This is a genomic window from Mycobacterium sp. IS-1556 (genome assembly GCF_001499985.1).
GTDB lineage: Bacteria > Actinomycetota > Actinomycetes > Mycobacteriales > Mycobacteriaceae > Mycobacterium.
The window spans coordinates 146,256-159,857 of the sequence record NZ_LQIM01000003.1 but is presented as its reverse complement, the minus strand read 5'-3'; the positions used below and the strand labels follow the sequence as shown (position 1 = coordinate 159,857).

Here is a 13,602-nt window from a genome sequence, read left to right as displayed (position 1 = left end):
CAAGCTCGACGCATGAACACGATCATTCGGCGTTCGATGGTCATGACCGCCGCTGCTGCCCCTCTCGCGGCGTTGTCGCTCGTGATGCCGGCGTCGGCTTCGGCGCAACCGCTCAACTGCCCGGACGGGTGGTGGGATCCCGTCGCGAATACGTGTCGAGGGCCGGTGGCGACGGCGCCGCTGGCATGCGCCCCCGGAGAATATTGGAATCCGATCACCAACGTCTGCCGCCCGCTCGGCCAGTACTAGCGGCCGGTCCGGACTGAGCCCGCTGGACCGCTTGGCTTACTTGCTATTTTTGCTATTTTAGATCGGTGACGCCTCGATCGGGGCCTGTGGACTGGACGCCGCTCCCGGTGCCCTGGGCGGTACAGACTGTCGACCGGATTCCCAAGCAGCGGTACTACGATCCGGAGTTCTACGCGCTCGAGGCCGAGATGTTCTGGCCCCGTGTGTGGCAGATGGCATGCCGGTTGGAAGAGATTCCCACGCCGGGGGACTTCGTCGAGTACGAAATCCTCGACCAGTCGGTCATCGTGGTCCGGGTCGACGCCGGTACCGTCCGCGCTTACCACAACTCCTGCCGTCATCGCGGCATGAAACTCGTCGAGGGCCACGGTTCGCGGCGCAGCTTCGTCTGTCCGTTCCACGGCTGGTGCTGGAGCCTCGACGGCGCCAGCACCTTCGTCCTTCGTTCCGAGGAGTTCAGCGAAAACAACCTGTGCGCAGGCGATCTCGCACTTGTCCCGGTCCGGTGCGAGTCGTGGGGCGGCTGTGCGTGGATCAACCTCGACGACAACGCCCCGCCGCTGCGGGACTGCATCGAGCCCTTCGCGTCCCGGCACGACGAGTGGAACGTGGCTGCGCTGCATACCGAGTGGTGGAAGTCGTGCTTGCTGCCGGTGAATTGGAAGCTCGCAACCGCGGCGTTCATGGAGGGCTACCACGTTCCGCAGACCCATCCGCAACTGCTGCCGTCCTCGTTTCACCCCGACTCCGGGTCGGTCCATCCCGTCGTGCAGGCGAGCCTGTATTTCATGCGCGCACTGGGCTCCGGTATGGGCGGCATGACGCACGAGAACGACCTACGGGTCGCCGAGGGACTGCAGGACATTCCGCTGCCCGCCGATCCGGCCGAGGCGATGGCCGCCTGGCGCAGCGCCGTCAACGACGGCGTCACCCGCTGGCACCGGGCGCGCGGATGCGACTTCCCGGACCTCAACGATCTCGACCGGCGCGGTGTCATCGACCCGATCGGTTTCTGCTTCCCCCACTACTTCCTACTGCCGCAGTACAGCAGCGCTTCGTCGTACCGGATCCGTCCGCTGGGGCCAGAGGAGACGCTGTTCGAGCTCTGGTCGCTCACCCGGTATCCGAACGACCGGTCGCCGGGCAGGCCGACGCCGCCCGAGCCGTTGCCGCCGGACGACCCCAGCTGGCCGACCATTCCCGGACAGGACTTCGCGAACCTGCCACGTCAACAAAAAGGGCTGCACGCCAGGGGATTCACCTACATGCGGCTCTCGCACCAGATCGAGGGGCTGATCTCCAATTTCGAGCGGGTCATCGACGGCTTCCTCGCCGGCCTGCCCACCGACCGGCTGGTGCCCGCAATTCAGAGGACCAACACCACGATCGACGTGCCGGTCGCCAATCTCGGGCTCAGCGATCGCGTTCCGGCATGGTGACATGGGACAAGTCCGTCGACCTGCTCATCGCGGGTAGCGGCGGCGGCGGAATGGTGGCGGCGCTGACCGCGCTCGACGCGGGCATCGAGCCACTGGTCGTCGAGAAGCAGGGCCTTGTCGGCGGCTCGACGGGCCTGTCCGGCGGCATCGTGTGGCTGCCGAACAACCCGTTGATGCGCGCCGACGGCATCCTGGACTCACACGAGGACGGCCTGGCGTATCTGGCCGACGTCGTCGGCGACATCGGGCCAGCCTCGTCCCCCGACCGCCGCGAGATGTTCCTGACCGCCGGCTACGAGATGATCGGCTTTCTGGTCCGCAAGGGCGTACGGCTCGTGCGGTGCGCGGGCTGGAGCGACTACTACCCGAATCACAAGGGCGGCAACGCAGCCGGGCGCGCTGTGGAAGGAGCGCCGTTCAACGCCGCCGCCCTCGGGGAGTGGCGCGACAAGGTGCAGCCGCCGCTCGCGAGGAATTACGGGTTCGTGGTCAAGACCAACGAACTGCGCGCGGTGCAGTACTTCAACCGCGCGCCGCGGGCGTTCGCCACGGCCGCGCGGGTGTTCGCCAGGACGATGGGCGCCCGGTTACGGCGACGCGACATCCTCACCAACGGGTCGTCGTTGATCGGCCAGATGCTCGAGATCATGATCGGCCTCGGCGACGGTAACCCCGCGGTGTGGCTCAACACCGCGATGGATGACCTCATCGTCGAGGACGGCCGCGTCGTCGGGGCTCGCGTGACCCGCGACGGGGTCACCGTGAACGTCGAGGCCCGCAGGGGAGTGTTGTTGGCGGCGGGCGGATTCGGCCACAACGCCGACATGCGCCGCCGCTACAGCGGCGACCAGCCGAACGACGGTTCGTGGTCCATCGCCAATGCCGGCGACACCGGCGAGGTGCTGCAGGCCGCGATGCGCCTGGGCGCGAAAACCGACCTGCTCGACGAGGCCTGGTGGCTGCCGATGGTCTTCATCGCCGACCCCGCCGCCGCATCGCTCGGTGTCGCCAGACAGCGGCCCGGTGCCATCTACGTCGATTCGGCCGGAAGGCGGTTCTGCAACGAGTCGAATTCCTACGTGGAGGTCGGCAAGGCGATGTACGCCAACAAGGCGGTGCCGTGCTGGCAGGTCTTCGACGAAGGCTATGTCAGCAGGTACGTCTCGGGCGCCAACCCGTTCCGGAAGCGCACCCTACCCGCGGCGTTGATGCAACAGGGCGCCATCAAGCGGGCCGACACGATCACTGGTTTGGCCCGCGAAATCGACGTTGCTCCTGCCGAACTCGAGGCCACGATCGTCCGGTTCAATCGATTCGCCGCCAAGGGTCTCGACCCGGACTTCGGCCGCGGCCAGTCGGCCTACAACGACTGCCTCGGTGACCCCGGCTTTCGGCCCAACGCCGCGCTGGGCCCCCTGGACCGCGCCCCGTACTACGCCACCCGTGTCTTTCCGGCTGACGTCGGCACGTGTGGCGGCCTGATCACCAACGAGCACGCCCAGGTTCTCGACGAGCAGGACCGCGTCATCGAAGGGTTGTACGCGACTGGCAACACGACCGCCACGGTGATGGGCCGCACGTATCCCGGTGCGGGCGCCAGCATTGCGAACTCGATGGTGTTCGGCTACGTTGCCGCCAAGCACGCCGCGGGCTGATCAATCGCCATCCCGGTCCTGGGTGAAATCCCTTGGGGTACGGCCAGACTCGATCAGCTGAGCACGGCGGTCCTGGACATCGGTCGCCGCGCCGACCATGTTCGTCAAGATGTGGCTGACCTGAAGGTGCACCCGCATGCCCATCAGCTCGTAGGCACGCTTGACGTTGTTCTTCACCGCCATCAGCGTAGTGAGCGGAATTCGCCCGATCCTGCGAGCCATCTCCTCGACGGTGTGCTCGAGGTCGTCGCGCGGTACCACCTTGTTGAGGAGTCCCCACTCGAGCGCCTCCTGCGCGGACAGCGTCGGGGCCAGCAGCAGCCAATCCATCGTGCGGTGCCAGTTCATCAGCAGCCACGGTTCGATCATGGTGTGCCCGCCCGGTTCGCCCAGGCTCTGCGCCAACGGCATCTGGAAGTACGCGTCGTCGGAGGCGACGCAGAAGTCGGTCAGCAAGCCGAGATAGATGCCGCCGCCCATGCAGTAGCCGTGAATCTGCGAGATCGTGGGTTTCGGGAACTCCCACAGGTACAGCGTCGGCCACAGAAACAGGTCCGCGGTGCCTTTGTAGAGATCTTCGAACGTCTCGCCGAAGTCGGGGTAAGGGTTCTCGTCTGGGCCCCACCGCGCGACATGCCCGCCGCAGAAACCCTTGCCGTTGGCTTTGAGGATGACGACTTTGATGTCCCTGTCCCGATCAGCCTCCCGCAGGCACTGGTCGACGTCCTGAACCAGGCTGGCGTCCTTGGTGTTGGCTTTATCGGGCCGGTTCAGGATGATGCGCGCGATCGGCGGCTCGCGCTCGTAGATCACCGATGCGAGCGTGCGCTGTTCCATCGTCGTCTCCTAGAGAATCGCGCCACTGTCTTTGGCCGCCGTGATGTCGTCCCAGTCGAGATCGAGCTCCAGCAGGATCTCCTCGGTGTGCTGGCCGTGCTCGGGGGCCCGCGCGGACGCGGGCGGTGTTTCGTCGAATTGCACTGGCGCAGCGACGATCTGATAGTTATTGCCGTGGTCGTCGATGTTGGTGACGACGTATCCGTTGGGCCGGACCTGCGGGTCGTTGAGCGTTTCCATCGGCGTCGCGAGCGCCGCCCACACGCCGGGCTCGTCGGCGAGCGCCTCCTTCCAGTATCCGAGGTCTTCGGCGGCGATGCGGTCACCGACCAGCTTGCACGCCAGTTCCGCGTTGGCGATCAGGTTGCTCGACGGCACGAATCGCTCGTCGGTCGCCAGTTCGGGCAGCCCTATTCGTCCGCAGAAGCCGGCCCAGTAGCGGTCCGGTTGGAGGAAGACCAGTTGGATCCACCGCTCGTCGCGGGTCTTGTAGCGGTTGACCAGCGGGTTGATCGCCAATCCCGGTGGTGCACCGGGGATGCCGTCGATGTCGAATAAGTCGGCCACCGAGATCGACGGCGCGATCGTCCACATCGCCTGCGCCAGAAGCGATGAGTCGACGATCGACGGCTCACCCGTCCGTTCGCGGTGAAACAACGCGGCGCAGACGCCGCCGGCCAGCGTGATGCCGCCCTGCAGGTCGCCGAAGCCGGGCCCCTGCACCGCGGGGGTCTCGGTCCCGAACGGCGTCATGGTGTACGACACACCACCGCGCGACAGGTAGGTCGCGGCGTCGAAGCCGCCCTTGTTGCGGTCGGGGCCACGGACGCCCGTACCCGTGCCGCGCGCGATGATGATGTTCGGGTTGAACAACCGGATGTCCTCGACGGTCAGCCGCGCGCGTTCCAGTGGGCCGGGCAGCCAGTTCGTCAGGAACACATCGGCCGTCGCGAGCAGCCGACCGAAGTACTGGCGTCCGGTGTCGGACTTGAGGTCGAGGGCGATGCTGCGCTTACCGCGGTTGCCGATCTCGAGGATGAAGTCGACCTTGGCACGCGCGGCGTCCTTGGTGAAGCCGCCGATCACCAGGGCCCGGCCCGGATCGCCGGCCTTGACGTCTTCGACCTTGATGACGTCGGCGCCCCAATCGGCAAGCGCGGCACCGGCCGACGGCACATACGTCCAGGACGCCAGTTCGACCACGCGAACGCCGTTGAGGACTTCGGTCATAGCGCGTCTCCTGTTCCGCGGCGTCCGGTGACCGACGAAACCAGTCGACGGCCCGCTTCCTCGAGGTAGCGGCCGGTGCCGCCGGCCATGGCGGCGAAGCTCAGCAACCGTTTCAGGTACAGATGCGCGTCGTGTTCCCAGGTGAACCCGATGCCGCCGAACACTTGGACCGCGGTGTCGCCGACGGTGACCAATCGAGCCGCATAGCCTTTGGCGCGGATGGCGGCCAGATGCCGTTCGGCGGGACCTGCCGCGTCGGCGGCCCAGAGCGCGTGCAGAACGCCGCTGCGCGCAAGTTCCACGGTCTCGTACATGTCGACGCACAGATGCTGGACCGCCTGGAAGCTGCCGATCGGCTTGTCGAATTGCCTGCGCACCTTCGCGTAGTCGACGGCAAGGTTCGAGACGGCGCGCGCGGCGCCGACCGCGTCGGCCGCGGAGGCGATCAGGACGTCGTCGAGGATGGCCAGCACCGTGTCGCGAGGTGCTCCGGCCAGTCGCCGGGCGGGGGTGTCGTCGAAAGTGACGTCGAACAGCTTCCGCGTCGGGTCGACGTGGCCGCGAGGCGTGCGGACCACGGTGTCGGCAGTGGCGTCGACCGCGAAAAGCGCCGCGCCATGGTCTTCTTCGGCCACCACCAGCAGCACGTCGGCCGCTGTGGCGTCGGGTACCGCCTCCGCCGAGCCGCGCAATGTCGTCCCGTTGATCGCATGCGGGCGCGGGCCCCGGAGGGCCGCGACCGTCGCGATCGAACCGTTGGCGACGGCCTGTAGCAGGTCGGCGGGCTCGGCGCCGACGCGAAGCAATGCACGCGGCGCCGCGACCGCCGAGGAAAGCCACGGCCCGGGGTTCACCGCGGCACCGAGTTGTTCGGCGACGATCCCGGCCTCGACCATCGTCGCTCCCGCGCCGCCGTGCTCCTGTGGGACCAGCAGGCCGGTGGCACCGAGGTCGGCGAGCCCGGTCCACACCCCGGCCGTCGTGCCGGTCGCCTCGTCGAGCATCGGCCGCACATGCGTTGCGATGGAAGCCTTCTCAGCCAGAAAGCGGCGCACGGTGTCCTGCAGGCCGAGTTGCTCGTCGGTGAGCTCCAGGTTCATCGGGGTGATCCGTTCATCACCGCGGCAACCCCAACACGCGCGTGGCGATGATGCCCTTGTTGATCTGCGTGGTTCCGCCCGCGATGGTCAGCGAGCGCGACGCCAACCGCTGATCGGTCCACCGATCGTCGGCGCACCGCGATCCAAGCAGCTCGAACGCCAGCTCGGCCAATTCCTGACCGGCTTCGGCCCACACACTCTTCGCGAGGCTGGCAGAGCTCAGCCCGTCACCACCGTGCAGCGACGCCGAAATCGCGCGCTTGCAGAGCATCTCGAGGTAGTCGATGCGCACCGACAGCTCACCGAGGCGTCGCAATACCCATGGATCCTCGAGCAACGGACGACCGTCGGACGTCTCGGCGGCCAGGTCTGTCACGAGGTCCCGGAGCTGCATCTGGAGTTGGGCATACAGGCGGGCCGCGCCGGCCCGTTCGTGGCTCAGTGTGGTGGTCGCCACCGCCCATCCGCCGTTCAGCGGGCCGAGAAGGGCGTCCGCGGGTACGCGGACATCGTGGAAGAACACTTCGGCGAAGTCGGATGCGCCGTTGAGGGTGACGAGCGGGTGCGCCTCGATCCCCGCGAGTGTCATGTCGACGATCAGGCAGGAGATGCCCTTGTGCCTGGGCGCGTCGGGATCGGTGCGCACATACAGCTGACACCAGTCGGCGCGGTGGCCCAATGACGTCCAGACCTTCTGGCCGTTGACCACGAAATCCTCGCCCTCGCGCACCGCGCGGGTGCGCAGGGCGGCGAGGTCTGATCCGGCCTCCGGCTCCGACATACCCTGACACCAGATGTCGTCGGCGCGGACCATCCGGGGGAGCAGGTCGCGCTTCTGCGTCTCGCTGCCGTACTGCATGATCGCCGGTGCGATGTTGTTCATCCCGATCACGTTGAGCGGCACCGGCGCTCGCGCGCGGATCGTCTCCTCCGCGTAGACCAACTGCTCGAGGACAGTGGCGCCGCGCCCGCGGTACTCGACCGGCCAGGACACCGCCCCCCAGCCCGCATCCGCGACGGTGGCATCCCACCCGCGCAGGACGTCGAATGCGGCGTCATCGCGGGCACGTCGACGGTGGGCGGCCACGACCTCGTCGGTGAGGTTCGCGGCCAACCACGTCCGCAATTCCTTGCGGAACTGCTCCACGTCGGGAGGGTAGGAGAAGTCCACCGGCGTCCTGTCGCGTCAGACAGCTGTTTTATCTATTTTTATGAGTATAGCTAGTCGAGGGCTTACAGTTGGCGTGAACCGAGGGAGGCCACAGTGGGCAGGGTCGCGGGCAAGGTCGCGCTGGTCAGCGGCGCCGCGCGCGGGCAGGGCCGGTCGCACGCCAAGACATTGGCCGCGGAAGGCGCCGACATCATCGCCGTCGACATCTGCGCCGACATCGAGACCAACGAATATCCGCTGGCGCGTCCAGAAGACCTCGATGAGACCGCGCGCCTCGTCGAGAAGGAGGGGCAACGCGCCTACACCGAGATCGCCGACGTCCGCGACCGGGCGGCGCTGACAGCCGCCATCGACCGTGGGGTGGCGGAGTTCGGGCATCTCGACGTCGTGGTCGCCAACGCCGGCATCTGTCCGCTGACCGCCGGCCTGGCCCCGCAGGCGTTCGTCGACGCGGTCGACGTCGACCTGGTCGGAGTACTCAACCTGGTGCACGCCAGCATGAAGCATCTGCACGAGGGGGCCTCGATCATCGCGACCGGATCGGTGGCCGCGTTCATGGCGTCGATGAACACCGGCGGCATCGACGGCGGCCCCGGCGGTGCCGGTTACGCGTTCGCCAAGCAGGTCGTCGCGCATTATGTCAACGATCTCGCGCTCGCGCTGGCGCCGAACAAGATTCGTGTCAACGCGATCCATCCGACCAACTGCAACACCGACATGCTGCACAGCCCGCCGATGTACCGCGCGTTCCGGCCGGACCTGGCCGAGCCCACCCGCGAGGACGCCGAGGTCGTCTTCCCGGTGATCCAGGGTATGCCCATCCCGTACGTCGAACCCGAGGACATCAGCGAGGCAGTGCTGTTTCTCGCTTCGGACGCGGCGCGCTACATCACGGGTCAGCAGTTACGTGTCGACGCCGGCGGGTTCCTCAAGGTCAAGCCGTGGGCCGGCGCGTAGGGAGGCGATGACCGTGCCGCGAGGGATCATGTACGTCGAAACCATGCCGGCATCGCCGGACCGCGAAGCGGAGTACCACACCTGGTACAACGACACGCATCTCGCGCAGATCCTCTCGGTCGAGGGTGTGGTGTCGGCGCGGCGGTTCGCGCCGACGGACGGTAACGGTCCGTTCGTCGCGATCTACGAACTCGACTGCGACGACCTCGACGCGGCGGTGACCAGGCTCGGTGAACTCGGTGCGCGGGGCGGCCTGACCGGCATGGAGAACCTCAGCATGGACCCGCCTCCGGTGCCGCGGGTGTACCGCGAGATCGGTTCTCTCGGAACATGACTCAACCGGGCGACGTTCAGCGTCGGCTCTATGCGCTGATGACGTTGATGAAGGCCGCAGACGATCGGTTGAGCAAGGGCATCGGCACCGGCGAGTTCATGTGCGTGTACTGGCCGTCCCGCGGGCAGGAGGCCATCGCGGCCGCCATGGGTGTCGCCCTGCGCGACGACGACCAGTTGGTGACGACCTACCGGGGGCTGCACGACCTCATCGGCAAAGGCGTTCCGCTCGAGGATATCTACGGCGAGATGATGGGGCGCACTGTCGGTGCCGCCCGCGGCAAAGGTGGGACCATGCACATCGCCAAGCCCGAGCGCGGCGTGATGTTGTGCACGGGGATCGTCGGCGCGGGGCCGCCGGTCGCGGTCGGGTTGGCGATGGCCGCTCAGCGCAAGGGCCTCGACCGCGTAACCGTCGTCAGCTTCGGTGATGGCGCCACCAACACCGGGTCGTTTCACGAGGCCGCGAACATGGCGGCGCTGTGGAACCTTCCCACGGTGTTCGTCTGCCAGAACAATCAGTACGCGGAGATGACGCCCACCAGCGACACCATGAAGCTCGACCGGGTGGCCGACCGGGCGGCCGGTTACGGTATGCCGGGTGTGCGTGTCGACGGCAACGACCCGCTCGCCGTCACGGCGGCACTGCAGACCGCAGTCGAACGGGCAAGGGGCGGTGACGGTCCCACGCTGCTCGAGTGCATGACGTTCCGGTTCCGCGGCCATTACTTCGGCGACCGGATGCCCTACATTCCCGTCGAGCAGCTCGAGGCGGCCATGGCGGTCGATCCCGTGCCGCGCTTTCGGTCCCGGCTCCTCGAGACGGGAGTATGCACGGCTGAGGAACTCGACCGCGTCGAGCAGGACGCGCTGACCGAGGTCGAGCGCGCGCTCGCGGTGGTGTTGGCGGCCGACGCGCCCTCGGCCGACGAACTCGACCGCGACGTCTATGCCACCGCGATCCGGTACCCGGTCTGAGGATGACGCCGATGGACGAAAAAGAGATGTCGATGCGTGAGGCGTTACACCTCGCGCTCGACCAGGCGATGGCCGCCGACGAGCGGGTGTTCCTGCTGGGCGAGGACATCGCCGACCCAGGCGCGTCCGGCCCGACCACCGGGCTCTCCACGAAGTACGGCCGCCAGCGGGTGCTCGACACCCCGATCTCCGAAGCCGCGATCGTGGGCGCCGCGATCGGGGCGGCGATCGACGGTCTGCTGCCCGTCGCCGAGATCATGATCATGGACTTCATCGGCATCGCCGCGGACCAACTGGTCAACAATGCGGCCAAGCTGCGGTTCATGACGGCCGGACGAACCAGCGCACCCATCACCGTGCGCACCCAGGTGTACGGCGGCCTGGCCACCGGCGCGACGCATTCTCAGAGTCTCGAAGCATGGTTCATGCACATGCCCGGGATGAAGGTGATCGTGCCGTCGACTCCGCGCGACGGCAAGGGGTTGCTGACGTCGGCGATCTTCGACGAGGACCCCTGCCTGTTCGTCGAGACGATCCGGCTGCAGGCGCAGAAAGGTTTGGTGCCAACGGATCCGGGCTTCAGGGTTCCGCTTGGGGCCGCCGACATCAAGCGGGCCGGTTCGGACGTCACGCTGATCAGCCACGGGCGCAGCGTGCATGAGGCGCTCGCGGCCGCAGCGTCGTTGGACGAGCGGGGCGTCAGCGCCGAGGTCGTCGATCTGCGCACACTCGTCCCACTCGACGTCGACACGATCGTCGACTCGGTGCAGCGCACCCGGCGTGCCGTGGTGATCCACGACGCGGTGCAGTTCGCCGGATCGGGCGCCGAGATCGTGGCGATTCTGCAGGCCGAATGCTTCGCCGAACTCGTCGCTCCCATCGAACGCGTCGCGGCCCGCTTCGTGCCGACACCGGCGGCACCAGGACTCGAAGCGCAGATCTATCCGACGGCGGCGCGGATCGTTGCCGCCGCACAGCGCACGTTCGAGAGGGCGGATGTGCGTGCCTGACTTCCTCATTCGCATCCCTCGCGTGTCGGTGGCCGTATCGGAGGCAGAGCTCACCGAATTCCTCGTCGACTCCGGCCAACACGTCGACGAGGGCACCCCGATCTACACGATCGCCACCGAAAAGGTGGAACAGGAGATCGAGGCGGGCGCCGCGGGCACGGTGCACTGGACCGGCGAGATCGGCACGACCTACGACATCGGCGCCCAGATCGGCGTGATCACCTCATAACGAAGGAGAACCAGTGGAGCTGAACGAGACTCGCGAGCGGATCATCTATCAAAAGGACGGTCCGGTCGCGCGCATCATCCTCAACTGGCCGGAGAAGGCCAACGCGCAGGACCAGAAGCTTGCCGAAGAGGTCGACGCCGCTCTGCTCGATGCGGACCGCGACTACGACATCAAGGTGCTGGTGCTCAAGGCCAACGGCAAGGGCTTCTGCTCCGGGCACGCGATCGGCAACAACGCCGTCGACTATCCGGCGTTCGTCGAGGGCGCCATGAAGATGGGTCACCCGTGGAAACCGCAGTCGGACCTGTTCGTCAAGCCGACCCTGAACCTGTGGGAGTTCTCCAAGCCGACGATCGCGCAGGTGCACGGCTACTGCGTGGGCGGCGGCACCCACATGGGGCTGACCACCGACATCGTGATCGCCTCCGAGGACGCGTACTTCTCGTACCCGCCGCTGCAGGGGTTCGGGATGCCGTCGGGCGAATGCTCCATCGAGCCCTGGGTTTTCATGAACTGGCGGCGGGCGGCGTACTACCTGTATCTGGCCGAGGTGATCGACGCGAAGAAGGCGTTGGAGATCGGCCTAGTCAACGAGGTGGTCAAGCGCGAAGACCTCGACGACCGGGTGGAGGCGATCGCCCGGCACATCGCCCGCGCACCGATGACGACGCTGCTGGCGACGAAGGCGAACCTCAAACGCGCCTGGGAGCTGATGGGCATGCGGGTGCACTGGCAGAGCTCGAACGACCTCGTCGCGCTCGCCTCGATCAGCAAGGACGTCCAGGAGCTGATCCAGACCGTGTTCCGGGACAAGATTCTGCCGTCGGAGATGGCGCAGCGTCAGGCCGCCGCATCGACCGACGGCGCCGCCTCGTAGGTGCAGACCTCCGATCCGGCGGCACCGGCGCTGATCGTGGCCGACGGCGGCATCGTCACCTACGGCGAGCTGTCCGAGCGGGCTCGGCGGGTGGCCGCGGTGCTGCACGACGCGGGACTGCGTCGCGGTGACGGTGTCGCGCTGGTGCTGCCGAACCGCCGCGAGTTCCTCGAGATCACTTGGGGCTGCCAGCTGTCGGGGCTGTACTACTCGGCGGTCAACACGCACTTCACCGCGGACGAGGTGGCTTATGTCGTCGGTGACTCCGAGGTCAAGGCGGTGTTCGTCGACACCTCGCTAACGGGGTTGGGCGAGCGGATCGGCGACGTCGACCTCCGCATCTGCGTCGGCGGCGACATCGACGGCTGGCGTAGGTACGACGACGCGCTCGCAGCGGCGGGGGCGCCGCCACCGCGCAGCGACGGTTCAGAGATGCTGTACTCGTCGGGAACGACGGGCCGGCCGAAAGCGGTGCGGCGGCCGCTGCCGACGGACGGCCAAGGGTCATGGGGGCAGAACGTTCTCGAGAACGCCTTGCGTCGGCGGTATGCGATGACGCCCGACAGCGTGTACCTGTCACCGGCCCCGCTGTATCACGCTGCGGGCGTGAACTACACGATGGCGGTGCAGCGCGTCGGAGCGGCGACTGTGCTGATGCGAAGGTTCGACGCCGAGGCCGTGCTTCGATTGATCGAAACTCACCGCGTCACCCACGCCCAGTTCGTGCCCACCATGTTCGTGCGCATGCTGAAGCTGCCGGAGGAGGTGCGGGCGTCGTACGACGTCTCGAGCCTGCAGTGCGTGATTCACGCCGCGGCGCCGTGCCCCGTCGACGTCAAGCACCTCATCATGGACTGGTTCGGTCCGATCGTCCACGAGTACTACGGCGGCACCGAGGGATTCGCCGGATCGACGATCGGGCCGCAGGAATGGCTGGCACATCAGGGGTCGGTGGGCCGGCCGTACACCCCCGTGCACGTCATCGGCGAAGACGGCGCCGAACTGCCCGCCGGGCAAGCAGGCGAGTTGTTCTTCGAGGGCGGACCGGAATTCGAGTACTTCAAGGATCCGGAGAAGACGGCATCGGTTACCAATGCGCAGGGGTGGCGATCCTTGGGCGACATGGGATATCTCGACGAGGACGGCTACCTCTACCTCACCGACCGGTCGACGTTCATGATCGTCTCCGGCGGGGTGAACATCTACCCGCAGGAGGTGGAGAACCTTCTGGTCATGCATCCCAAGCTTCTCGACGCGGCGGTCTTCGGCGTACCCAACGACGAGTTCGGCGAGGAGGTCAAGGCGGTCGTGCAACCGCGCGACGGTGTGCCGCCGGGACCGGCACTCGCCGACGAGCTAATCGACTACTGCCGGGCTCACCTCGCCGGCTACAAATGCCCGCGCACAGTCGATTTCGATGCCGCGCTGCCGCGCGACCCGAACGGCAAGCTCTACAAGCGGCGGATCCGCGACCGCTACTGGCAGGGCCGAACGTCGCGCATCGTGTGAGCGCCTCCCGCCGAAACCGACGTTTCGG

General features: G+C 67.2%; 14 protein-coding genes. 10 read left to right on the top strand and 4 right to left on the bottom strand.

Features of this window, described 5'->3' with window-relative positions; all coding sequences use genetic code 11:
• Nucleotides 1–12 precede the first annotated feature (12 nt).
• The 3 genes from AU187_RS04745 (at nt 13) to AU187_RS04735 (ending at nt 3,343) form a co-directional block, all read left to right on the top strand.
• The gene (locus AU187_RS04745; RefSeq protein WP_059166298.1) at nt 13–249 is read left to right on the top strand and encodes a hypothetical protein; all 237 of its coding nucleotides are present in this window, start codon (nt 13–15) and stop codon (nt 247–249) included.
• Nucleotides 250–335: 86 nt separating this feature from the next.
• The gene (locus AU187_RS04740) at nt 336–1,688 is read left to right on the top strand and encodes an aromatic ring-hydroxylating oxygenase subunit alpha (RefSeq protein ID WP_059166297.1); all 1,353 of its coding nucleotides are present in this window, start codon (nt 336–338) and stop codon (nt 1,686–1,688) included.
• Nucleotides 1,682–3,343, top strand: coding sequence for an FAD-binding protein (locus AU187_RS04735; RefSeq protein ID WP_059166296.1), 1,662 nt, complete (start codon nt 1,682–1,684; stop codon nt 3,341–3,343). The genes AU187_RS04740 and AU187_RS04735 overlap by 7 nt, the downstream gene beginning before the upstream one ends.
• Here AU187_RS04735 and AU187_RS04730 read toward each other — a convergent pair whose 3' ends face one another.
• The 4 genes from AU187_RS04730 to AU187_RS04715 are packed head-to-tail and all read right to left on the bottom strand — an operon-like array spanning nt 3,344 to nt 7,681.
• Nucleotides 3,344–4,180, bottom strand: a complete 837-nt coding sequence (locus AU187_RS04730; protein WP_059166295.1) for an enoyl-CoA hydratase/isomerase family protein — start codon at nt 4,178–4,180, stop codon at nt 3,344–3,346.
• Between the two features lie 9 nt (nt 4,181–4,189).
• Nucleotides 4,190–5,410, bottom strand: a complete 1,221-nt coding sequence (locus AU187_RS04725; protein ID WP_059166294.1) for a CaiB/BaiF CoA transferase family protein — start codon at nt 5,408–5,410, stop codon at nt 4,190–4,192.
• Nucleotides 5,407–6,510 carry an acyl-CoA dehydrogenase family protein gene (locus tag AU187_RS04720; RefSeq protein WP_059166293.1) on the bottom strand — a complete coding sequence of 368 codons (1,104 nt, stop codon included), beginning with the start codon at nt 6,508–6,510 and terminating at the stop codon, nt 5,407–5,409. Before AU187_RS04720 ends, AU187_RS04725 begins: the two co-directional genes overlap by 4 nt.
• Nucleotides 6,511–6,526: 16 nt before the next feature.
• Nucleotides 6,527–7,681, bottom strand: a complete 1,155-nt coding sequence (locus AU187_RS04715; RefSeq protein ID WP_059166292.1) for an acyl-CoA dehydrogenase family protein — start codon at nt 7,679–7,681, stop codon at nt 6,527–6,529.
• Nucleotides 7,682–7,774: 93 nt separating this feature from the next.
• Here AU187_RS04715 and AU187_RS04710 point away from each other — a divergent pair, with 93 nt between their 5' ends.
• The 7 genes from AU187_RS04710 to AU187_RS04680 are packed head-to-tail and all read left to right on the top strand — an operon-like array spanning nt 7,775 to nt 13,574.
• On the top strand, nt 7,775–8,638 hold the full coding sequence (locus AU187_RS04710) for a mycofactocin-coupled SDR family oxidoreductase (protein WP_059166291.1): 864 nt from the start codon (nt 7,775–7,777) through the stop codon (nt 8,636–8,638).
• 7 nt (nt 8,639–8,645) lie between these two features.
• Nucleotides 8,646–8,972: a hypothetical protein gene (locus AU187_RS04705; RefSeq protein ID WP_286131861.1), complete on the top strand. Its 327-nt coding sequence runs from the start codon at nt 8,646–8,648 to the stop codon at nt 8,970–8,972.
• Nucleotides 8,969–9,949 (top strand): thiamine pyrophosphate-dependent dehydrogenase E1 component subunit alpha, encoded by a 981-nt coding sequence (locus AU187_RS04700; protein WP_059166290.1) that lies wholly within the window; start codon nt 8,969–8,971, stop codon nt 9,947–9,949. The genes AU187_RS04705 and AU187_RS04700 overlap by 4 nt, the downstream gene beginning before the upstream one ends.
• Nucleotides 9,950–9,960: 11 nt before the next feature.
• A complete protein-coding gene (locus AU187_RS04695; RefSeq protein ID WP_059166308.1) occupies nt 9,961–10,959 on the top strand; it encodes an alpha-ketoacid dehydrogenase subunit beta in 999 nt (332 codons plus the stop codon).
• Nucleotides 10,952–11,188 carry a lipoyl domain-containing protein gene (locus AU187_RS04690; protein ID WP_059166307.1) on the top strand — a complete coding sequence of 79 codons (237 nt, stop codon included), beginning with the start codon at nt 10,952–10,954 and terminating at the stop codon, nt 11,186–11,188. Before AU187_RS04695 ends, AU187_RS04690 begins: the two co-directional genes overlap by 8 nt.
• A gap of 13 nt (nt 11,189–11,201) precedes the next feature.
• On the top strand, nt 11,202–12,065 hold the full coding sequence (locus tag AU187_RS04685; RefSeq protein ID WP_059165773.1) for an enoyl-CoA hydratase/isomerase family protein: 864 nt from the start codon (nt 11,202–11,204) through the stop codon (nt 12,063–12,065).
• Nucleotides 12,066–13,574: an acyl-CoA synthetase gene (locus tag AU187_RS04680; protein ID WP_059166289.1), complete on the top strand. Its 1,509-nt coding sequence runs from the start codon at nt 12,066–12,068 to the stop codon at nt 13,572–13,574. It begins immediately after the preceding gene.
• Nucleotides 13,575–13,602: the final 28 nt, after the last annotated feature.

Excerpts from the sequence above, each read along its gene's own strand:
- AU187_RS04745 (WP_059166298.1), top strand. The coding sequence starts at position 13 with ATGAACACGATCATTCGGCGTTCGATGGTCATGACCGCCGCTGCTGCC.
- AU187_RS04735 (WP_059166296.1), top strand. The coding sequence starts at position 1,682 with ATGGTGACATGGGACAAGTCCGTCGACCTGCTCATCGCGGGTAGCGGC.
- AU187_RS04730 (WP_059166295.1), bottom strand. The coding sequence starts at position 4,180 with ATGGAACAGCGCACGCTCGCATCGGTGATCTACGAGCGCGAGCCGCCG.
- AU187_RS04725 (WP_059166294.1), bottom strand. The coding sequence starts at position 5,410 with ATGACCGAAGTCCTCAACGGCGTTCGCGTGGTCGAACTGGCGTCCTGG.
- AU187_RS04720 (WP_059166293.1), bottom strand. The coding sequence starts at position 6,510 with ATGAACCTGGAGCTCACCGACGAGCAACTCGGCCTGCAGGACACCGTG.
- AU187_RS04705 (WP_286131861.1), top strand. The coding sequence starts at position 8,646 with ATGACCGTGCCGCGAGGGATCATGTACGTCGAAACCATGCCGGCATCG.
- AU187_RS04700 (WP_059166290.1), top strand. The coding sequence starts at position 8,969 with ATGACTCAACCGGGCGACGTTCAGCGTCGGCTCTATGCGCTGATGACG.
- AU187_RS04695 (WP_059166308.1), top strand. The coding sequence starts at position 9,961 with ATGGACGAAAAAGAGATGTCGATGCGTGAGGCGTTACACCTCGCGCTC.